20 protein-coding genes are annotated in these 20150 nt (G+C 72.0%); 13 read left to right on the forward strand and 7 right to left on the reverse strand.

Annotation, left to right across the window (positions count from 1 at the left end):
* Nucleotides 1-509: 509 nt before the first annotated feature.
* A complete protein-coding gene (locus tag OTB16_RS18885) occupies nt 510-1091 on the reverse strand; it encodes a TMEM165/GDT1 family protein (protein WP_267721386.1) in 582 nt (193 codons plus the stop codon).
* A 934-nt stretch (nt 1092-2025) separates the two neighbouring features.
* Between OTB16_RS18885 and OTB16_RS18890 the strand changes: the two genes are divergently transcribed.
* From OTB16_RS18890 to OTB16_RS18900, 3 genes are all read left to right on the forward strand, one after another.
* Nucleotides 2026-2736, forward strand: coding sequence for a helix-turn-helix transcriptional regulator (locus OTB16_RS18890; RefSeq protein WP_267721387.1), 711 nt, complete (start codon nt 2026-2028; stop codon nt 2734-2736).
* An 89-nt stretch (nt 2737-2825) separates the two neighbouring features.
* Nucleotides 2826-3260 carry a nuclear transport factor 2 family protein gene (locus tag OTB16_RS18895; RefSeq protein WP_267721388.1) on the forward strand — a complete coding sequence of 145 codons (435 nt, stop codon included), beginning with the start codon at nt 2826-2828 and terminating at the stop codon, nt 3258-3260.
* Between the two features lie 133 nt (nt 3261-3393).
* Nucleotides 3394-3873: a DUF6193 family natural product biosynthesis protein gene (locus OTB16_RS18900; protein WP_267721389.1), complete on the forward strand. Its 480-nt coding sequence runs from the start codon at nt 3394-3396 to the stop codon at nt 3871-3873.
* 273 nt (nt 3874-4146) lie between these two features.
* Here OTB16_RS18900 and OTB16_RS18905 read toward each other — a convergent pair whose 3' ends face one another.
* From OTB16_RS18905 to OTB16_RS18920, 4 genes are all read right to left on the reverse strand, one after another.
* Entirely contained in the window at nt 4147-4338 is a 192-nt protein-coding gene (locus tag OTB16_RS18905) for a DUF4236 domain-containing protein (protein WP_267721390.1), read from the reverse strand.
* 211 nt (nt 4339-4549) lie between these two features.
* On the reverse strand, nt 4550-5179 hold the full coding sequence (locus OTB16_RS18910; protein WP_267721391.1) for a GPP34 family phosphoprotein: 630 nt from the start codon (nt 5177-5179) through the stop codon (nt 4550-4552).
* On the reverse strand, nt 5176-5685 hold the full coding sequence (locus OTB16_RS18915; protein WP_324290853.1) for a hypothetical protein: 510 nt from the start codon (nt 5683-5685) through the stop codon (nt 5176-5178). The genes OTB16_RS18910 and OTB16_RS18915 overlap by 4 nt, the downstream gene beginning before the upstream one ends.
* A 134-nt stretch (nt 5686-5819) precedes the next feature.
* A complete protein-coding gene (locus tag OTB16_RS18920; protein WP_267721392.1) occupies nt 5820-6389 on the reverse strand; it encodes a GNAT family N-acetyltransferase in 570 nt (189 codons plus the stop codon).
* Between the two features lie 524 nt (nt 6390-6913).
* On the opposite strand from OTB16_RS18920, the gene OTB16_RS18925 reads away from it, so the two are divergent.
* Both OTB16_RS18925 and OTB16_RS18930 read left to right on the forward strand, forming a co-directional pair.
* Nucleotides 6914-7171, forward strand: a complete 258-nt coding sequence (locus tag OTB16_RS18925) for a WhiB family transcriptional regulator (RefSeq protein WP_267721393.1) — start codon at nt 6914-6916, stop codon at nt 7169-7171.
* A gap of 403 nt (nt 7172-7574) precedes the next feature.
* Entirely contained in the window at nt 7575-9092 is a 1518-nt protein-coding gene (locus OTB16_RS18930; RefSeq protein WP_267721394.1) for a SpoIIE family protein phosphatase, read from the forward strand.
* A gap of 88 nt (nt 9093-9180) precedes the next feature.
* Here the strand turns inward: OTB16_RS18930 and OTB16_RS18935 are convergent, their stop codons facing one another.
* Nucleotides 9181-9627, reverse strand: a complete 447-nt coding sequence (locus OTB16_RS18935; RefSeq protein ID WP_267721395.1) for a hypothetical protein — start codon at nt 9625-9627, stop codon at nt 9181-9183.
* 470 nt (nt 9628-10097) lie between these two features.
* The gene (locus tag OTB16_RS18940) at nt 10098-10499 is read right to left on the reverse strand and encodes a RidA family protein (RefSeq protein WP_267721396.1); all 402 of its coding nucleotides are present in this window, start codon (nt 10497-10499) and stop codon (nt 10098-10100) included.
* Nucleotides 10500-10595: 96 nt separating this feature from the next.
* Here OTB16_RS18940 and OTB16_RS18945 point away from each other — a divergent pair, with 96 nt between their 5' ends.
* From OTB16_RS18945 to OTB16_RS18980, 8 genes are all read left to right on the forward strand, one after another.
* The gene (locus tag OTB16_RS18945; protein WP_267721397.1) at nt 10596-11576 is read left to right on the forward strand and encodes a helix-turn-helix transcriptional regulator; all 981 of its coding nucleotides are present in this window, start codon (nt 10596-10598) and stop codon (nt 11574-11576) included.
* Nucleotides 11577-11838: 262 nt separating this feature from the next.
* Entirely contained in the window at nt 11839-12489 is a 651-nt protein-coding gene (locus tag OTB16_RS18950; RefSeq protein WP_267721398.1) for a hypothetical protein, read from the forward strand.
* A gap of 76 nt (nt 12490-12565) precedes the next feature.
* Nucleotides 12566-13234 (forward strand): toxin-antitoxin system, toxin component, encoded by a 669-nt coding sequence (locus OTB16_RS18955; RefSeq protein ID WP_267721399.1) that lies wholly within the window; start codon nt 12566-12568, stop codon nt 13232-13234.
* 2 nt (nt 13235-13236) lie between these two features.
* On the forward strand, nt 13237-14487 hold the full coding sequence (locus tag OTB16_RS18960) for an MAB_1171c family putative transporter (RefSeq protein WP_267721400.1): 1251 nt from the start codon (nt 13237-13239) through the stop codon (nt 14485-14487).
* Between the two features lie 40 nt (nt 14488-14527).
* A complete protein-coding gene (locus tag OTB16_RS18965) occupies nt 14528-15706 on the forward strand; it encodes an MAB_1171c family putative transporter (RefSeq protein WP_267721401.1) in 1179 nt (392 codons plus the stop codon).
* 103 nt (nt 15707-15809) lie between these two features.
* Nucleotides 15810-17030 carry an FAD-dependent monooxygenase family protein gene (locus tag OTB16_RS18970; protein ID WP_267721402.1) on the forward strand — a complete coding sequence of 407 codons (1221 nt, stop codon included), beginning with the start codon at nt 15810-15812 and terminating at the stop codon, nt 17028-17030.
* A 95-nt stretch (nt 17031-17125) separates the two neighbouring features.
* Complete coding sequence (locus OTB16_RS18975) at nt 17126-18391, forward strand: NADH:flavin oxidoreductase/NADH oxidase family protein (protein ID WP_267721403.1); 1266 nt, start codon at nt 17126-17128, stop codon at nt 18389-18391.
* A gap of 220 nt (nt 18392-18611) precedes the next feature.
* Nucleotides 18612-20024 carry an FAD-dependent oxidoreductase gene (locus OTB16_RS18980; protein ID WP_267721404.1) on the forward strand — a complete coding sequence of 471 codons (1413 nt, stop codon included), beginning with the start codon at nt 18612-18614 and terminating at the stop codon, nt 20022-20024.
* The last annotated feature ends 126 nt before the right edge of the window (nt 20025-20150 follow it).

Consider the following 20150-nt stretch of genomic DNA (forward strand, 5'->3'; position numbering starts at 1 on the left):
CCCGGTGAGGGCGAGCGCGTCGGCGCCCGGCATCGGGCCGGACGGCCCGGTCGGACGGCCCCCGGCCGGACCCTGAGGCGGACGCGGACGCGGGCGGGGGGCGGGGGCGGGGCCTTCGGGGCGGCCGCGGACCGGCCCGGTCCACCCCACGAACTGGCCCATCCTGGCCGAAGGTGTGGACGCGGACGGTGGAGGCGTCGAGCGGGCGCAGCCGGACCGTGTCGTCCTGGACGGTGACGTACGGGTCCAGGGTGCCGTCGACCATGGTCCGGTCGCCGGGGAAGCCGACGCGAGGGGCGGCACCGCGAGGGAGTTGTGGAAGTCGACCTCACCGACGGGGATACCGCCCCCGAGAGGCGTCAGGGCCGCGGGCCCGGCGGCGCCGGACTACGCCGTGCCCGCCTCCTGGAACGGCGACGGGCACGACGGGCAGGCGGGCAGGCGGGCACGGCAGGAACGGCGGCCGGCACCGTGGCCGGCGGGGCGGGCACGGCGGCGGGCACCGTGGTTCAGCCGGTGAAGGCCTCGATGAGGGTCCAGACGGCAAGGCCGGCCATGCAGAGCGCGCCGATGCGCTGGACGGTCTTCAGCGGCACCCTCTTGGCGATGAACTGCCCTGCCACGAGGGCGAGTGCGGAGACGGACATGAGGGCGACGGCCGAGCCGATCGCGGTGGGAAGCCATCCGTTGGCGGCCGCGAGGTTGGCGGTGGTGATCTGGGTCAGATCACCCCACTCGCTGATGAAGACGGCCATGAACGCGGTGGTGTAGACGGGCCAGAACCCCGTCACGATCTTCGCGTCGGCGTCACCCTCGTCGTCGTCTCCACTGCGGAGCAGCACGAACGCGCCGAACGCGAACAGAGCGGCGGATACGAGCTTGACGGCCATGTTCGGCAGCAGGCTGAGGAGGCTGCCGGCGCTCACCGCGATGGCGACGTGCACGATGAACGCGGTCGAGGTGCCGAACCACACGTACAGCGGTCTCATGCGCGTGCCCATGGCGAGCGAGGCGAACATGGTCTTGTCGGGAAGCTCGGCGAGGAAGATCAGCCCGAAGGCGGTGAGGATCGCCACTGGGTCGAAGGTCATTCCGGGTCTTTCTGCTGGGGCCGGACCGCCAGCTCCTTCAGCACCCGGGCGGGCGATGGGAAGAACCACTCGGCCCGGCACGACGAAGCAGCCCGCACGGAGATGCGGGCTCGGTCATGCCGTAGCCGAAGGTCTCGTCCACCCCAGGATGTGGGGCCCGGTGGCCGGGATGCCCAAGGACATCCAGCGTGTCGACCAGCGGTATCGCAGGACTACTCCCCTTCGCTCCCGCCAGTCTAGCCGCATCCGCCCACCAGGCCGCGGCCGGGCCGGGTCACCGTCACCCGTTCTCCGCCGCCGGATCGGCTCCCGGTCGGGTCGCCGCGGCGGACGAGGCGGTACTTCTGGTACGTGGAGCCGGACGCACGCGGCTGGACACGCCGGACCGCGGACGGGAGCAGGTGTCTGCCCCTGGCCCCTGGCCGGGCGGGCCCGCTGCGCCGCTCGCACGAGCGCGTCCATGGCCGGAGACGTGCGTCACAGCTCCTGGAACCGGGATGCCGCAATGCCCGAGAGCCGGGCGGCGTCCCGCCGGCTCTCGCCGCGGCTGATCGCGATCAATGCGACCCGGAGCCTGGCGGGCATCGGCTCGCGCTTCGTCCGAGCCCGTGTACCTCCGCCAGAGCGGCGGCGCCCGCCACGGCATCGGCGAAGGCGGAATCCTCTTCGAGCCGGCGCTCAAGCATGCGAGCGGGCACTGCGGCCCAGACCGCGGCGGCAGCCGGGGATGGTCCCTGCGCCGTGGCCTGCAGCACATCGGCCATCCGTGAGATCGCCTCGCCCCTCCCCCCACAGCCCGCGCTCGGCCTCACCGGCCTCACCGGCCTCACCACCGCCCTCAGCGACGACGTACGCGGCCTCGCCGCCCCCCGGCGCCGGGGGGTTCAGGCCGGTACCGGATTACGACGGCGCCCATCGGCTACGGTCCTTGCCTGTGAACCGTACCGAGCGTCTGTACGCCCTCGTGGAGGAGTTGCGCGCGGTCTCGCCCCGGCCGCGCAGCGCCCGGTGGCTCGCGGAGCGCTTCGGCGTCAGCACCCGCACCATCGAGCGCGACCTCAGCGCCCTGCAGCAGTCCGGAGTGCCGCTCTACGCCGAACCGGGCCGCAGCGGCGGATACGTGGTGGACAAGGATCACACCCTGCCGCCCCTGACCGTCACCCCGTCCGAGGCCGCGGCCCTGGCCGTCGCCCTGCACGGACTGTCCGGGACACCGTTCGCCGCGGACGCCCGCTCGGCGCTGCACAAGGTCTTCGCCGTCATGCCGCAGCGCGAACGCCAGGCCGCGCGCGAACTCGCCGCTCGGGTACGGCTCGCCGTGAACCCCGTACGGCCCTCCGCGCTCCCGCACACCCTGCTCGAGGCGCTCGCGAGCCGCCGGCTGCTGCACCTGTGCTACGCCGACGCGCGGGGCGAGGAGGTCACCGACCGCACCGTCGAGCCCCTGGGCTTCCTCGGAGGCGACCACTGGTACCTCATCGGCTGGTGCCGGGCGCGCTCCGCGGTGCGGGGGTTCCGCCTCGACCGCATTCGCGAGGCGCGGGCTCTGGAGGAGACGACGGAACCGCGTCCGGTGGACCTGTCCCAACTGGACACCCCCGGTTGGGATTTCGCCGCACTTGACAAGCTCTACGGTTTCGCTTGAGCCGCGGCTCCAAGGGCCAAACACCGACAGGGGGTTGTCGCCCCCGGCCCGGAGGCTGAGTCACAACGAACCGACCACGGAGGGCACTCATGCCTGTGACGACGACCCCCACCACCACCGACTCCGCTCCGCTGACCCGGGAGGCCGGCACCCGGCTGGTGGAGGGCTGGACGGCGCTCTGGAACGGAGACGTCGCCCCCGCCGAGCAGATCCTCGCCCCCGACTTCCGGCTGCACTTCGCGGACGACTTCGACGGCACCGGCTCCGCCAAGACGTTCGGCCAGAACGAACTGACGGCGTTCATCACGGCCAACAGCCAAGCCCTCACCGGCATGACGTTCGCCGCCGACGCCGCACCGCTGGTCGACACCGAGCGCGGCGAGATGGCCTGCCGGTGGATCGAGAGCCACGCCGACGGAGACGGCGACATCATCGTCAAGAGCGGCATCGACATGTTCGCGGTCACGGACGGCCGGATCTCCGCCGTGTGGTCGCTCACCGGCAACCGCCGCTTCGCGGCCTGAGCGAAACACCTCCTGACCGGCGCGCGGCCTGACCGGCACGTGTCCGGTGCCGGGCGCTCCGGCCCGGGGACCGGCGTCGCCCGCCCGGACATCACACGTACCGGTCTCAGGCTCGGGCAGCGAGACTGTGACCGTGGACGCGAAGAACGAGGCCTCCGACCGACAGCCGCTCCTGCCTCCGAGACCGGTCATGCCGGACATGGCCGCGGCACGCGCCCGCGGGCCCGTTGACCTCGTCGAGGCGAGGTGGCAGTCCCTCCTGCTCGCGTGGCAGTGGAGGCAGGAAGCGCAGAAGATCCGCGCGGCCGGCCGCCCCTTCCCCCCGATCGTCCCCCTGCTGGAGGCCGCAGCCGCTCAACCACGAATCCGGCGGCTCTATCCGTTCACCAGTCACTTCGCCCTCGGCCTCGGCAGCTCCACCGGCCACCCCTGGACTGTGTGGGGCGGGTCGATCGAGCCCCTGCGCAACGGGCGGTTCACGGTTCGCCGACGCGAGCCCTACGCCGTGATCGGCGAAGTCGCCACCGCCGAAGAGGCCGTGCGCCTCCTGGCGGAGCTCCTGCCCACCGGTTGTGAGCCCGCCATCACCGCCTCCGAGGCCGAACGCGCCTGAGGAGCGGCGAGACCACGAGTCCGCTGTGGCCCGTTGACCGTCCGTGCCCGCGCGGTCGGACGTGTGGTGGGAGGAACTTCGGCCGACGGGGCGAACGAGCATGCTTTCCCCTGCGCACGCTCATCCGCGGGCCGATTCCGCATCCTTGCCCGTGGGGGTCCAACGGTCGTGTCGTCTACCGGTGTTCTTCGTCCACGCCCAGCGCTACCCGGCGGAACGAACCCCCGGCCTGCCCGGCCGGGGGTTCGTGGACGCCCGCACACACCCCGCGGATCAGCTGCGGGTGGTCTTGCGCCAGCCGAAGGGGCCGGGCAGGTCCACCGAGGTGGTGCGGCGTCCGGTGCTGCTGTGGGTGTGACGCGGGCCGTGCTTGCCGCCACCGGTGGTGATCGACCACGACTTGCGGTTGATGTTGAGCCGGACGCCGGGCAGGATCCTGAAGCTCTTGCGGAATGTCAGCGGCATGACGTCTCACTTCCTCGGTGACGTAGGGACGGGGAGCGGCCCGACTGTTCCTGCGTTCAGGCCAGTTGGCATACGTGTGTCCGGCGCGGCCCGTTCCATGCACGTCCGAACACAGCATCTGCGCACCACTTCCGGAGCACCGGAGGACGGGGACAGAGGACGGGGACAGAGCGCACGGAACCGAGCTCGTCGCGCGGCGTACGCGGTACGGCTACGGGACCCGCCAGACGTTGGCGAAGGCCGCGTTCTCGATGGACCGCCGCTGGCGGACGGCTTCCAGTTCCAGGACCGCGTCGTTGACCGCGGCCAGCACGGTCGTCACCGCTCCGCCGCCCGGCGCCGTCTCGGCCTCGGCCTCCGCCTTCTCCTCGGCCTCGGCCGGGCCGCGGCGGATGCCGACGGCCGCGGCGAGAGCCGCGAGGACGGGCTCGTCCTCCTCCCAGCGGCTCCGCGCCCGAAGCCGGTCGGGAGTGTCGACGAGCTCCATGCGCTCGGCCCCGAAAGGCAGTCGGCCGCGCCGGGCGCGTGTCAGCAGACCGTCCTCCTCGAACGCGGCCTGGTAGGCGGCGGCGAGGTCGCGGCCCCGGCGCCACAGCCAGTCCTCGAGGGGCTCGTACGGTGGCTGCCGAAGGAGGGCCGACGCCGCCGCGCCGATCAGCCGGTCGTCCGGTACGTGCTGCGCGCCCGGCACGATGAGGTCTCCGTCCAGGGCGATGGCCCGCGTACTCAGGAGATCGATCAGTTCGGCACCTGCGAGGGACAAGGAGAGGTCGCCCTGCCCCACGGCACCCTCCGGGCGGGGTTCCATGGCAAGGGTGAAAAGATCTTTCGCCGTGGTCATATACGACTCCCTCGTCGTCGGCCGAACCAGCGTTCCATGGCCGAAGCGGTACGTACGGGTCGGGTACTGCTCCCGGGCGACAGCAAACCACACACGGCACTGCCCGCTCCGGCGATCCTTCCGCCCCGGCCGCCCCCCGCCGTCAGCACCGTATCTACGCCCCGGAGAGCCTGGGAGGGGGCCGAGTCCTTGCAGGGGCCTCGGCGAAGACGGCGGCTGTTCGAGCGAGTCGAGGGCGGCCAGGGGGGGGTCGCCCCGAGCAGCCGGGGCAGTACGGCCTCCAGTTCCTCGATCCACAGCGCGAGCCCGGCCGAGGTCGCTGCGGCGAGGGCGGGCGCGGTCTGGCCGGCGGCGAGCGGCTGGCCGAGGACGGCGACCTGCCCGGCGGCCCGTTCCTCGGCGTGCATCGCACGGGCGAAGGCCAGGAGTTCCGCGCCGGGGGTCCGTGTATCGCGCGCGTATCGGGCGTCGACAGCGTCGTCCGCGCCCACGGCGGGACCCTCCACCTCGCCTCCCGCCCCGAGGGCGGTCTCCTCGCCACGGTCAGACTCCCCGGCACGCCGTAGACCCCCGCCCCCGGGGCGGGAGCCACCGGGGGGAGCCACCGGGGGGAGCCACCGGGGGGAGCCACCGGGGGCGGCTACCTGCGGAGGTCCAGCATGCAGAAGACCTTGTCGTACCGCTTCTCCCCGACGGCCACGAAGTCGGGGAGACGGCCGTACTCGGTGAAGCCGAGCGAGCGGTACAGGCGAAGGGCCGCGGCATTGTCACCCCGGACGTCCAAGGTGAGGACCTCGATCCCGGCCGTCCGGGCGTCCTCGATCAAGGCGGCTGTCAGTGCACGGCCGACGCCACGGCCGTGGACGGTGGCGTCCACCGCGAGTTTCTCCAGGTCGGCGTGTGGGCGATGGGTCTGCCGCGTGTAGCGACGCCAGTAGCCCAGGCCGACGAGCCGGTTGTCGAGGTGGGCGGCGCGCAGGGCCGCGTCCCCCGCCCGCGCCGCGGAGACGATGTCGTCGAGCAGCGCCGCGACCTCGTCCGGCGAGGGCGGTTCCACCCAGCCCAGCGCGGCGCCTCCCCGTACCAGCTCCGCGAGGATCTCGTACGCAGGCCGCGCGAACCGCTCAGTCCGCTTCGGGTCGGAGGCCAGGCCCGCGGCGTCGAGGAGGGCCGGCCCGTCGGCCGGGCCGCAGATCATCTCCGGGTTCATGATCGGAGTCTAGTGAGCCCCCGGGCCACCACGGACCCCGGCGCTCGACACCCTGTTCGCCGGCGGCACCCCCGGACGTCCGGCCTAGCCTTTCCGATGCTGACCCTCGGGTGTCTGCTCGTCCCGCGCCTCCGCCATCCGCGGAACGCGCGCGGTACCGGCGCCGCCTACGGGCCGTTCACCCCGGGAGCGGCCCACTTGCGTCCACTCGGCGAACCACCAGGCGCCGGTGACCACGGCCCCCCACAGCAGCCCGCTGAGCAGGGCCGACCGCCAGGAAGCGTCCTCACCCCAGCGCTCGACGCCGGTCAATACCAACCAGCTGATCACAAGTACAACAGCCGTACGAACACGTCGATGCCTGAACATGCGGCCCGCCTACCCCGTACGCGTGCGTCAAACGGAGTCCCGCACGTTCCGATTCCGAATCAGGCCGACGATTGCCCGTTCCCCTGCATACAGCCGCCGATACCGGCCAGGCGAGCAGTGACCCATCCGGAAGGCAACGCAACGGAGGCACGACGATGGACTGGCGTCACCAGGCCGCCTGCCGGCAGGCAGACCCGGACCTGTTCTTCCCCATCGGCACCAGCGGCCCGGCCCTGCTCCAAGTCGAGGAGGCCAAGGCGGTGTGCCGGGGCTGCCCGGTTCTCAACGACTGCCTGCGGTGGGCCCTCGAAGGGGGCCAGGACATGGGCGTCTGCGGCGGCCTCACCGAGGACGAGCGACGCGCGCTCAAGCGCCGGACGACCAAAGCGGCCCGAGCCCGGCTGCAAGCCTGATCCCACCCGGGCGGACGATGGACGACACCTGGCTTCGCGCAGCGTGGTGATGCTGCCGGAGGGCGCTCGGAAACAGGCGTAGTTGGCTGACACGATCGGCATCCTGATCCAGGACGCCACGTCCCACGTCAGGACGCCGCGTCCCACGTCAGGACGGACGCCACGCCTGCGGCCTCCTCCCTCCCGCTTCGCCGCAGGACTTCTCGCGCGGCCTGCGGTCCAGGACCGGTTTCACACCGCACAGCTCGACCACCCCCGACAGCGTGGCGCACACGTATGGGCGGTGGAGGGGCGACGATGGGATGGCCGTGAGGACAGACGCCGGTACACCGCCCCGACCAGGCAGGAGGCCACGGCCTCCAGCGGCCGGGAGGAGTCCGGAGTACCAGGAGGAGTCCGGAGTATGGGTGCGATCGAGCCTTCGCGGGGCGACGCTGACGGGGCGCGGGCCGCTGAGCCCGGGCAGGGCGGCCTGCTCGACGTGCTGGGCGTCGCGGCGGTGCTCCTCGATTCCGAGGGCAGGATCGACCTGTGGAGCCCGCAGGCCGAGGACCTGTTCGGGTACACCGCCGAGGAGGCGCTCGGCGAGTTCGCGGCCCGCCTGCTCCTCCACGAGGAGAACGTTCCGGCCGTGCTGGACATGTTCGCCCAGGTCATGGAGGGCAGGGGCAACTGGGCCGGCACGTTCCCCGTCCGGCACAAGGACGGCAGCACGCGCATGGTCGAGTTTCGCAACATGCGGCTGCTGGACTCCCAGGAGGAGTACTACGCCCTGGGCCTGGCCGCGGACCAGGCGACCGTACAGCAGGTCGAACGGGATCTCGCCCTGGCCGCCCGGCTCGTCGCCCAGTCGCCGATCGGTCTGGGCGTGCTGGACACCGACCTGAGGTACGTCTCGGTCAACCCGGCGGAGGAGCGCCTCAACGGGGTGCCGGCCGCCGAGCACATCGGCCGGTACGTCCATGAGGTGCTCCCGGCGGTGGACGCGTCGTTCGAAGCGGCGATGCGCCAGGTCCTGGCGACCGGCATCCCTATCGTGGACCAGTACACCGTCGGCCGTACCCCGGCCGACCCGGATCACGATCACGCCTGGTCGATCTCGTTCTACCGGCTCGAGGCCCCCAACGGGAACGTGCTGGGCGTCGCCACCTCCAGCGTGGACGTCACCGAGCGGCACCGCGCCGTGGAAGAGCAGCGCCACACCGCCCTCACCCTCCAGCACAGCCTGCTGCCCCGCACACCACCGCGGCGGCCGGGCCTGGAGGTCGCCACCCGCTACCGGCCCGCCCAGGCCACCATGGAGATCGGCGGCGACTGGTTCGACGTGATCCCCCTGAGCGGCGACAAGACGGCCCTCGTCGTCGGCGACGTCATGGGCAGCGGAGTCGCAGCCGCGGCCAGCATGGGCCAGCTGCGGACCGCCACCCGGACGCTGGCCGATCTCGACCTCGACCCCGCCCAGGTCCTGCACCACCTGGACCATGTCACCGAGGGCCTCGACACGATCGCGACCTGCGTCTATGCCGTCTACGACCCCCGAGCGGCGCGCTGTCACCTCTCCCTCGCCGGGCACCTGCCGCCCGTCCTCCTCCACCCGGACGGCACGCGCGAGCTCCTCGACCTGCCCACGGGCGCACCACTGGGCGGCTGCGGCGTCGCCTTCCACACCACCAGCCTCGCCATGGGCCCGGGCGACCAGCTCGTCCTCTACACCGACGGTCTGGTCGAGACCCGCCACGAGCCGATCGACACCCGCCTCGAGGTACTCCTCGGCGCCCTCGACGACCCCCACCGGTCGTTGGACGAGACCTGCGATCAGCTCCTGCTCACCTTGCGCCACCCGGGAGACCATGACGACGTGGCCCTCCTCATCGCCCGGGCCACGGCGGAGGCCGACGGCACACCCACGGTGCGGCCGTAGCGCTTCCGCCGGGGGTCGCGGCACCGTTCGGCCCACGGCGATGTCCGAGTCCGCGTCGCCGAGCTCGCCGAGTTCGACGCTTCCGGCGTCACTCGGCCTCGAGGTCTTTCCTGATCATGGCCATGGCGGAGGCCAGCCGGCTGAGCCCCTTCTGTACCTCGCGGATGCCCTCGCCGGCCTGGGGTTCGTTGTTGCCGGCGGCCCCGGCGACGCACTCGTTGCCTCCGTGCTCGAAGGCGGTCAGGGCTTCCGTCAAGAACCCCCGGGCATCGTCGCTCGGGACGGTGTCGAGCTTCTTGGCCTTCGTCACCGCGGTCAGCAGCTCCTGGCAGGCGGTGACCCTGCTGTCGTTCGGGCCCGAATACACGCTGTTGACCCGCCCCGAGGTGTCGGAGAGCGCCTTCATGCTGTCCTTGCCCCCGGAGGACCACCAGTCCTCCAGTTCCTCGGCCGGAGTCGAGCCGCACCCGGCGAGCAGCAGCCCGGTGGCGACGGCGGTGGCGGCGACGGTGACTAAGCGAACGTGGAAACGCATGGGACCCCCCTGGGTTCGATGGTCCTGATGCTGTCAGAAGCCGCCCGGGCCGACAGGGCACGTGACACTTCCGTGACAGCACGGGGCCAACGGCGCGACGCGACGGGACGGGGCGCGACGCGGCCGGACGAGGAGCGGGGCATCGCCGGGCGAGGCGTTCAGGTCTCGCCCGGCGATGACCGGTGATCGCCGGGATCGCCGGGATCGCCGGGATCGGTTCGGCCCGGAGTGCCTACGCATCGGCCCCGCGGGCCGGTTCAGCGCCATAGGTCCCGTACGCCGGAAGTCCCGCCGATTCGTACACGTGAACGGCCAGTCCGCGGAGACTCGGGGAACTGCATTCCCCTCGGGACGGTTCGCCGCAGCGGCGCCGCGAACCCGACGGCCGGCTGAGTCGGCCCGGGTCACACGAGACACCGCTCACCGGGGCGTTCGGCCTCCATGACGCCCGTTCACCCGGCTGTGGCACGTCAGGGCCGGGCGGCGAGGGCCTCGACCTCGAACAGCACGTCGGGCGCGGCCAGGCTCGCGACGCCGATGAGGGTCTGCGTGGGCGGTTTCGCACCCCAGCCCTCCTGCACGGCCCCGGCGATCGGCCCGAGCTTGCTGACATCGTGGTTCACCACGTACGTCCTGAGCTGGACGACGTGGCCGAGGTCGAGCCCATGGGCGGCGAGAGCGACTCCGACGTTGCGGAACGCCTGCTTGACCTGCTCGGTGAAATCGGCCGAGACGACCGCGCCGTCCGGGCCCGATCCGTACTGGCCGGCGATCAGCACCAGTTCCGTACCCGCGGGGACGGTGGCGGTGTGGCTGTAGCCGAACGGGACCGGGTCGTGCAAGCCGTCCGGGTTGACCAGGGCGTGTGCCATGCGAGTCACCTCTCGTGTGCGATGTACCTGCTGTCGTGTTGAAGCCTGTCAACGAATCACGACACAGTGTGTCGTGTATTCCGGTAGCGTTTTCGTGTGCGCGCCGATCGGCTGGTCTCGCTGGTACTGCTGCTGCGGCAGCACGGTCGGCTGTCCGCGGCCACGCTGGCCCGCGAGCTGGAGGTGTCCACCCGCACCGTGCTGCGCGACATCGACGCGCTGTCCGCAGCCGGTGTCCCGGTCTACGCGGAACGCGGCCGGCACGGCGGTTTCGCGCTGCTGCCCGGTTTCCGCACCGAGCTCACCGGACTGAACCACGACGAGGCGCTGGCCCTGTTGGTCGCCGGATCGCGGCGCGGCGCGCAGGCGTTCGGCCTCGGCCCGGCGCTCGCCTCGGCCATGCGCAAGGTGGTTGACGCGCTCCCCGAGAGCTATCGGGCGACCGCCGCGGGCGCGGCTCAGCGATTGCTGATCGACCCGGAGACCGACGCCCTCGCGCGCCGGCTGGCCACCGATGAGGTACCCGACCCCGTGGTGACCGAGATCCGGCGCGCGGTGTTCGCCGGACACAAGCTGCGCATCCGGTACGCGGCCGTGGGCCAGCCCCCGAAGTGGCGCACAGTGGACCCGATCGGCCTGGTCACCGTACGCGAACAGGGCTATCTGCTGGCCACGAGGTCGGGCGCGGACCGCACCTACCGGCTGTCCCGGGTCTCGGCCGCGGAGGAGCTCCCCGAACCGGCACAGCGACCGGAGCGGGTCGATCTGGACCGGGCCTGGCAGGAACGCAGCAGGCAGTTCCGGACCGGCGGCGACCAGGTCGCCGTCCTGGTACGGATGGACCCGGCGCGGCGGGAGGACCTGGTGGGCACCGCCCTGGCCGTCCTCGCCGAGGAAGCCGACGCAGACGGCCGCCTTCGGCTCGAGGTGACCTTCCAGGACGCGCGGCACGCCGAATGGGCGCTGTGGCACCTCGGCACGAACGCGGAAGCCCTGGCCCCGCAGTGGTTGCGCGACTCCCTGCGCGACCGCGCCGCCACGATCGCCGCCCGCTACGGAACGCCACCCTGCGCGTAGCAACCCTGCGCGAGGCGTCCGCGACCCGCCCGCGGCGGTACCGATCAACTCGGCGGCCGCGCGGGCGACAAGAGACGTGCGGGGCGTAAGGGGCGGGGTGGCTACCCGCCACCCGCCACCCGCTACCCGCTACCCGCTACCACCCGTCTCATGAAACGATCGTTTCATTGCGGAGCCGACCGTTTCCGTGATCTAGTGGCGGCCGGCGGGTCTCGGTCTCGTCCGGACCACCTGTACCGCGTACATCCTGCCGGGAGGGTCCATGAGCGACGGGTACGAGCAGCTCGCCCAGACCGTGAGGGAAGTCGAAGACCTCCAGTCGGAATCGGGACTTGACAGAGCGTCGACTTTCAACCTGAAGGACCTTTCCTTCCACACCTCGCTCCCCGAGGCCGACATCCGTCGCCTGCTCGACGGCGAGATCGTCGAATCGCCGGCCAGCGACACGGCCGAACTCGCCCGCCGCATCGCGTTCCTCAGGGAGACCCGGCTGACCGTGGACAGCGACACGGGCGGCCGACGGCAGTACACGACTGCCGAGATCGCCGCCGGAAGCGGGATGACGCCGCAGTGGCACGGCAAGCTGCTGAACCGCAGCACTCCGAACATCTGGCACGGCGCGGGCCTGGCCCGGTTCTTCGACGTCCCCATGGAGTACTTCACCCACACGCCGCCTGAGGCCGTGAAGCGCGTTCTGGACAGCAGAGTCATCCCGGGCCTCACGACGTTCCTCAAGAACCCCTCCGAGGCCGTGAGGAACCGTCATGCCATGCAGATCCAGCTCCGTCTGGGCGACAGGGAGCTGCCGCCTGATCTGGAGACGGCGCTGATGGCCTTCGTGGACGCGATCGCACGAGAGAACGCGGCCCCGAGCCCGCAGGCAGGCTCGGGCGGAGCCCGGAGGACTGGCTGACCGTCAGTCACAGGCACGGCAAGGTGGGTTGTGGCATCGCCGCCCATCGAAGGAAACGCAGAGTGGGGGCATTCGGATGAACGAGCGGCAGACGGCCGACTTCCGCGAGGGGGTACGCGCGGCTCTCGGCAGGCTGATACGTCCCGGGAGCTTGCTCGTCGCGCCGAAGGGCCTCCTGGCGCGGCGGTCGGCCGAGCGGAGGATCGCACGGTTCTGCGACGAGGTCCTCGCGGGCCTCGACAAGCCGATCCCCTCGGATCCGGACAGCCTGTTCGAGGCGTTGAGGGCCGACGTCGAGCAGCGCTTCAACCAGGACCGCGGGGAACGGCCGTACCGCCCGGTCCTCCTGTACTTCCGTGAGTTCCCCGCGGAGACGGCCAGCGGTCTCACCGCGAGCTTCGACGACCGCATCGTGATCATCGTCGAGACCAAGACGACCACGCTCCACCAGTTCGTGATCTTCGCTCACGAGATATGGCACGCCCTGAGGGGGGACTGCCTCTCCCACGGGGCCCAGAGCGACGTCGCCACGGCAGCCGCCAGGTCACTCGGTGGGGAGCTGGCGAGCGACGACCTCGTCTCCCTGGCCGCGCGGAGCCATGTCGACACCAACGAGGAGAGCGACGCCGAGCAGTTCGGGCTGCAGCTGGGATCCCGGCTGCGGGAACACCTGCAAGGAGGCGGAGCGGTGCCGGTCACCGGCCTGGCGGGGCGGATCCAGTCCAGTATGGGCAGAGGCTACTGAGCATGACCGGATCGGACTACTACATACCCGCCGTCGTCCTGGCGGTGGCGCTGGTGGTGAAGTCTCCCTCGTTCCTGCGTACCTGGCACTCGCCGATGTCGAAGTCGATCTTCGTGATCCTCGCGGCCTCGGCCGCGGGCTTCGTGTTCGGTGCGCCGCCGACGATCGAGCGGGTCAACCGGCTCACCGGCGTCCCGAACATCTCCGCTCTCATCGTCTACTGCATCCTGTCGTGCCTGTCGTGCGGCTCGCTGGTGCTCCTCATCCACTGGCGCGGAGGGACCGAGGGGACCGTCCGGCGGCACACGAGGGTGTGGATCGCGGCGACCGCCGCGGTGATCACGACGTTCTGTGTGCTGTTCTCGCTCAGCGACGTGCCCATCGAGCAGCAGCGCGAGTTCGACACCTTCTACGCGACCACCCCGTACGTCCGCGAGATGATCGTGCTGTACCTGAGCGCGCACACCGCCACGAGTGTCGTGGTGGCGACGAAGTGCTGGCGGTGGGCACGTGAACTCCGGCAGGTCCAGGCGGCGTGGACCCACTGGGGTCTGCTCATCCTCGTGGCCGCGTTCTCCCTCACCCTGTCGTTCGCCCTGTTCAAGTTCCTGGCCGTCGGCGCCCGCTGGGCCGGTTCGGACACCTGGGACTGGCTCAGCACCGACGTGGCCCCTCCCCTCGCGGGACTGGGCGCGGCCATGACCACGATCGGTTTCCTGGTGCCGGTCGTCGGGCCGCGGCTGGGGTCGATGTGGGTGTCCTGGCGGGCCTACCGGGCGATGAAGCCCCTCTGGCACGCGCTCGAACCGTTCGCGGGGCCCGGGAAGCCCATGCGGATCCGTCCCACCTCGTCGCTGGAGATCCGGGCGATGGCCCGGTCCACCGAGATCGCCGATCGTCTGCTCAATCTGGCGCCCCACCTGGACGGCGGCCACCGCGAGGCAGCCGAGCGGTACGCCTCCTCGCAGGGCTGCAAGCCGGAAGCCGCCCTCATCTTCGCGGAAGCGGCCACCATCCACGCGGCCCTGGCCGCCGCGCGGGTACCCGGGGAGCCGGAGTCCGGGAAGCCGGAACCTGGGGAGCCGGAACCTGGGGAGCCGGAATCCGGCCGGACGGCGTTCGCCCTGGAGCCGGGCGGCGCGATTCCCACCCGCGTCTCCGGAACGAACGGGCTCGCCCGCCTGAGCATCCAGTTCTCCAAGATCCACCACTCCGGTCTCCCCGTCGGCGGCGCCCACTCAGAGAGCGATTGATCATGCGCATTCCCTCCCCCATGACGCACGGAAGCCGTCAATGAACGCGGGAACGGCGTACCTGTGTTCGGCCGGCGGCTTGCTCGTCGCCACCACCATCAAGGTCTGGGCGCTGAGAAAGAGCCCGCGGGACCCGCTGCTGTGGGCCGTCATCGCGACCCTCTTCGTCGGCGCGCTCCTGTTCGTCACCGCCGCTCCCCCCAACCTCGCGGCCATCAACGAGGCGCTCGGCGTTCCGAACATCGCCGCACCCATCGTGTACTGCATCCTGACCGCGTTCGACGGCGTCACCATCGTGCTGCTGATCCACTGGCGGGGAAACGACGACGCGCGCGTGACCCTGCGGCAGACCAGGCTGTGCCTGACGGCCTACGCCGCCGTCATGGTGGCCATCTGCGTCCTGTTCGCGCTGGGCGACGCCCCGGTGGAGCGGCTCCGCGACCTGGACACGTACTACTCCGGCACGCCCTGGATCCGCGAGATGATCCTCCTCTACCTGGCGGCGCACAGCGTGGCGGCCGTCACCATGGTGGTCCTCAGCTGGCGTTGGTCGAGGAAGGTCCCCGGCACCCTGAAGGCCGGACTGCTCCTCATCGCGGCCGGTGCGGCGTGCACCTTCGCCTACGACCTCCTGAAGTACACGGCGATCGTCGCCCGCTGGCTCGGACACGACTTGGACTGGCTGAGCACCAACGTCGCCTTCTCCCTGGCCGGGTTCAGCGCCTTCCTGGTCTCCGCCGGTTTCCTCCTGCCGCCCATCGGACAGGGCATCGGCTCACGGTGGCGGGCCCTGCGCCGCTTTCGCGGACTCCAGCCCCTGTGGCTGGAGATCCGTCCCGAGATACCTTCCACGAGCCAACCCCCCATGCCGTGGTGGCAGCCCGTGGAGCACCGCCTCATGCAGCGCGAGCGGGACATCTTCGACGCGGTACTGCGGCTGACGCCCTGGTTCGACCGCTCGACCGGTGCGGGGGTGTACGCACGCGCCCTGGCCGAGCAGTCCGAGAGCCGGGCCCGCAGCGAGGCCGATGCCGCGGTGATAGCCCGCGCGGTCATCTGGAAGGGGTGCGCCGCGCCCGCGGTCGCGCCGGAGCTCCGCTGGACGGTCAGTTCCACCGAGGACTCCGAGGACCTCCTCACCATGTCCGCCGCGATCCTGCGCTCCGCGCGCGTGGAGGTGACACGGCAGACCACGGCACTCCCCGAGCACCGTGCATGACAACGGAGAACAGGCCGCGAACGCCTTCCGGCCGCCGCACCGCGAGCCCACGCGAGCCCCGCCTTCCGTCCGCCGCACCGAGAACCCTCACAGAGAGACGGCCATGACCACCACGCACCCGAAACACGTCGAAGCTCTTATCATCGGCGGGGGGTACGCAGGCCTGCTGGCCGCATCCGTGGTCGCCCTGGCCGGCTACGACCTGCTCGTGCTCGCGGGCGGCCAGCCCGCCGGCCGGGGCGCGGAAACGGGCTCCGAACCGGCTGAGCACGGCGAAGTCCTGCACATCGGGGGCATGTGGGACATCAACGACCTGGCGTACGGTTCGGGCGCGATGCTGGGGCGCCGCGGTGCTCGGACGTTCCCCCTTCCCGCGGGCGCCGCCGGTGCCCACCTGTCCCGGACACGTCCGCGGGCGTGGGGGACACGCGAGTTGCTGACGTGCAGCCGCGACCTCCTGATCGGGGTGCTGCGCGAGGTGGTCGTCGCCAACCCCGCGCACGAGCGGAGCGCCGCCATCCTGGACGGCGCCCGCGCCGTCGGGCTCATCGGGGACGAGTCCGCGGTGCTCGGCGCACACGTGCGGTTCGACGACGGGACGGAACAGGAGGTCACCGCCCAGCTCGTCGTCGACGCGAGCGGCGCCGACGCGTGTACCGCGTCCTGGCTCAGGGACCTCGGTGTCGCCGCCGCACCGGTCAGCACACGCGGCGCGGCCGGGTTCACGGCCAGCCGGCGCTTCCGGACACCGGACGGGCAGGCTGACGTCCCCCTCACCGCGGTCGCGGACGGCGCGCACAGCGCGGCGCTCGTCCCGGTCGAGGGCGGGATGTGGGCCGTCACCCAGACCGCCCCGGACCGTGAACGGCTCGCCGGCGCCGAAGCGTTCGCCGATGCCGCGCTCGCCCTGTCGGACCCCGGCATTGGCAGGCTCATCGCGGAGGCGGAGCCCGCCGGCGACGTCGTCGTCTCCCCCACGTCGGCTCTGCGGTGGAACCGGTACGAGCGCGTACGCGGCCCCCGCGGCTTCGTCGTCATCGGGGACGCGCTGGCAACCTTAAGTCCCCTGGACGCCCGGGGGCCGCTGGCCACCGAGGCCGCCGCCAGGGCCCTGCGCGTGACCCTCGGACGGGGCATCAGCCACCCGATGGCGTCCCGCAGGGCCCAGCACGCGATAGCCGAGGAGGTCGGCCAGCTGTGGTCCGATCCCCAGACGGGCCGGATGGGCGGGAGCCGGATCAAGCCCGTGGCTCCGAGCCTCTCCGCACGCCTCTCCCGCGTGCGGACGGCAGCAGGCCGGGTCCTGCGGCTGCGAGCCCGCTGATCCGGCACCCCGACGGCCCGGGAACGGACCGGGCCGCACCCCTACCCGCGGAACACGACCGGACCGCGCGTGACGACATACAGAGGAGCCCTGCCATGCACCTGTCCACACCTCTCGTACTGCGCAACGGAAGCCGCATCGGGAACCGGATCGCCAAGGCCGCCATGGAGGAGAGCCTGGCCCGCCAGCCCGGCCAGCTGCCCGGCCCGGAGATCGAGCAGCTCTACCGCAGCTGGGCACGCGGCGGCAGCGGACTGATCATCACAGGAAACGTGATGGTGGACCGACGGGCCCTCACCTCTCCGGGAACGATCGTCCTCGACGCCGATACCGACCTGGCCCCCTTCCGGCGCTGGGCCGCGGCAGCCGGATCGGAGGGCGGCCAGGTCTGGATGCAGATCAACCACCCCGGCCGGCAGGTACGGTCGGACCTCCCCGGTGTCGCCTGGGCTCCGTCCGACATCGGCGTCAGCCTCGGAAGACACACGCGGGTCTTCGCCCGCCCGACGGCCATGCGCGAAGCCGACATCCAGGCCACCATCGGCCGGTTCGCCACCACGGCACGTCTCGCGCAGGAGAGCGGGTTCCACGGCGTCCAGATCCACGCGGCCCACGGATACCTGCTGAGTCAGTTCCTCTCGCCCCTGGTCAACCGCCGGACCGACCAGTGGGGCGGCAGCCTGGAGAACAGGGCCAGGCTGCTGCTGGAGGTGGTGCACGCCGTCCGCGCGGTGGTCTCCCCGGAGTTCGCCGTGAGCATCAAGATCAACACGGCCGACTTCCAGCGCGGCGGCTTCGACGTCGACGAGGTCGAACAGGTGCTCGCGTTCCTCAAGGACCTCGACGTGGACCTGGTGGAACTCTCCGGAGGAAGCATGGAGAGCGCCGCGACCATGGGGCGCACCGCCGACGACCGGAAGCTCGACCGGGAAGCGTACTTCCTCGCCATCGCCGAGCGGCTCGTCGCGTCCGCGCCCATGCCGCTCATGCTGACGGGAGGCATCGGCCGTCGCGCGTCCGCCGAACGAGTCCTGGCGAGCGGGTTCGCGATGGTCGGGCTGGCCACCGCCCTCGCCCTGCACCCCGACCTGCCCGCACGCTGGGAGAACGGCGAGGACGTCGAGGTCGCCGCGCCGCGCCTGAACTGGCGGGACACCGACATCGCCAGCGCCGGCGTCCTGGCCCTCGTACGGACCCACATGAGCCGCGTCTCCCGCGGCCGCCCGCCCCGTGCCCGGACCTCCGCCCGCCTCGCCCTCGCGCTCGACAGCCTGCGCAACCGGGGAATGACCCGGGCGTACGGGCGGTGGCTCGCCCAGAACCCGGCCCCGGAGGCGACGACCACGCCCCTCACCGGCTGACCCGTCGGACCCGGCCCCGGCTGATCCGCCGGACCTGACCCCGGCTGACCCGCCGAACCTGGCCCCGGCCGGCCCGGGAAGATCCCCTGCCTGCCCGCCGTGGCGGAAGGATCTTCCGCCTGCCACGCCGGGGCAGGCACTCCCCGGCACATCGGTCACCATCCACGCTCCACTCGACTTCCGCCACACCGGCCCGTGCCGGGGCAGAGAGCAGACCCGCATGGCCACCACCCCCCGACCTCGCAGAGTCCTGATCCTCGGAGGCGGGCTGAGCGGCACCCTGGCCGCAGCCGCCCTCGCCCCGTACAGCGACAGCATCGACATCGTCGAGCGACACGCGCTGCCGGACACCCCACAGCCCCGCCGCGGCCTCCCCCAGGCCCGGCACGCCCACATGCTCTGGGCGGGCGGGGCCGACGCGATCGAATCGCTCCTCCCCGGAACCATGGAGATGTGGCTGCGCGCCGGCGCGCACCGGGTGCCCATCCCCAACGGCATGATCTCCCTGTCCCCCGGCGGCTGGTACCGCCGGTGCTGGCCCGAAGCGCAGTACCTCATCAGCGCGGGCCGCGACCTCGTCGACTGGGCCGTCCGCACCCAGGCCCTCGCGCTGCCGGGCGTACGTCTGCTGTCCGGGGCCGAGCCGGTACGTCTCCTCGGCACCCGCAGCCGGGTCACCGGCGCCGCCATCCGGCACGGGGACGGCACCGAGGAGGTCCTCGAGGCGGACGTGGTCATCGACGCGACGGGCCGCACGTCGCGCGCCCCGCAATGGCTGGCCGCGCTGGGGGTCCGCGCTGTTCCCGAGACGGTCGTCGACGCGGGAGTCACCTACGCGAGCCGCCGCTACAAGGCGCCCGCCGACACCGCCGGATGGCCGGTCATCAACGTCCAGGCCGACGCCCGGCGTGCCGGGCCCGGCACGGCCGGCACCATCCTCCCCATCGAGGGCGACGAGTGGCTGGTCAGTCTCTCCGGCACGCGCGGAGCCGAACCCACCAGCGCCGAGGCCCAGTTCACCACGTTCGCGGGGACGTTGCGAAGCCCCCTCATAGCGGAGTACCTGAAACGGGCCGAGCCCGTCGGCCCGGTGACGGTCGCCCGGAACACGGCCAACCGGCGTCGCCACTACGAGAAGGCCCGCGTCGACGGCTTCATCGCCCTCGGAGACTCCGCCACCGCCCTCAACCCGCTCTACGGGCACGGGATGTCCGCGGCGGCCCAGGGGGCCCGGGCCCTGCGCGACGTGGCCAAGGACAGCGGCATCGCGTCGAAGGGCTTCGCACGGCGCGCGCAACGCGCAATGGCCCGCCCCGCGGCCGCCGCCTGGCTCCTGGCCGTGGGCCAGGACGCCTCGTTCCCCCACGCGACCGGCAAGAAGCCCAACCTCGCCGACCGCCTCGCCTCCAGGTACATCAACCGGCTCATCACGACCGCCTGCTCGGACTTCACCGCCGTCGCGGCCCTCACCGACGTCATGACCCTCCAGGCGAACGGAACGCTCCTCGTTCGCCCCCGGGTGCTCCTCAGCGCGCTCCGCGGACCGCGACTCCAGCCCCTGCCCGGCCCCGCCCTCACCCCCGCCGAGGAAGCGGTACTCCTCGGCCGGCCCGTCCCGACGTCGGCCTCCTGAACCGCCGGCGGGGGCGGGCCCGGGCCCGGGCAGGGGCGGTCCCCCGGCCTGACGGCCGACCGCTGCGCGGCTTCCGTACGGCCGCAGCGGTCGGGGCGGTGTAATCTTCCGGGAGCCTTTACCGCG

The organism is Streptomyces antarcticus, from assembly GCF_026627255.1.
Classification (GTDB): domain Bacteria; phylum Actinomycetota; class Actinomycetes; order Streptomycetales; family Streptomycetaceae; genus Streptomyces; species Streptomyces antarcticus.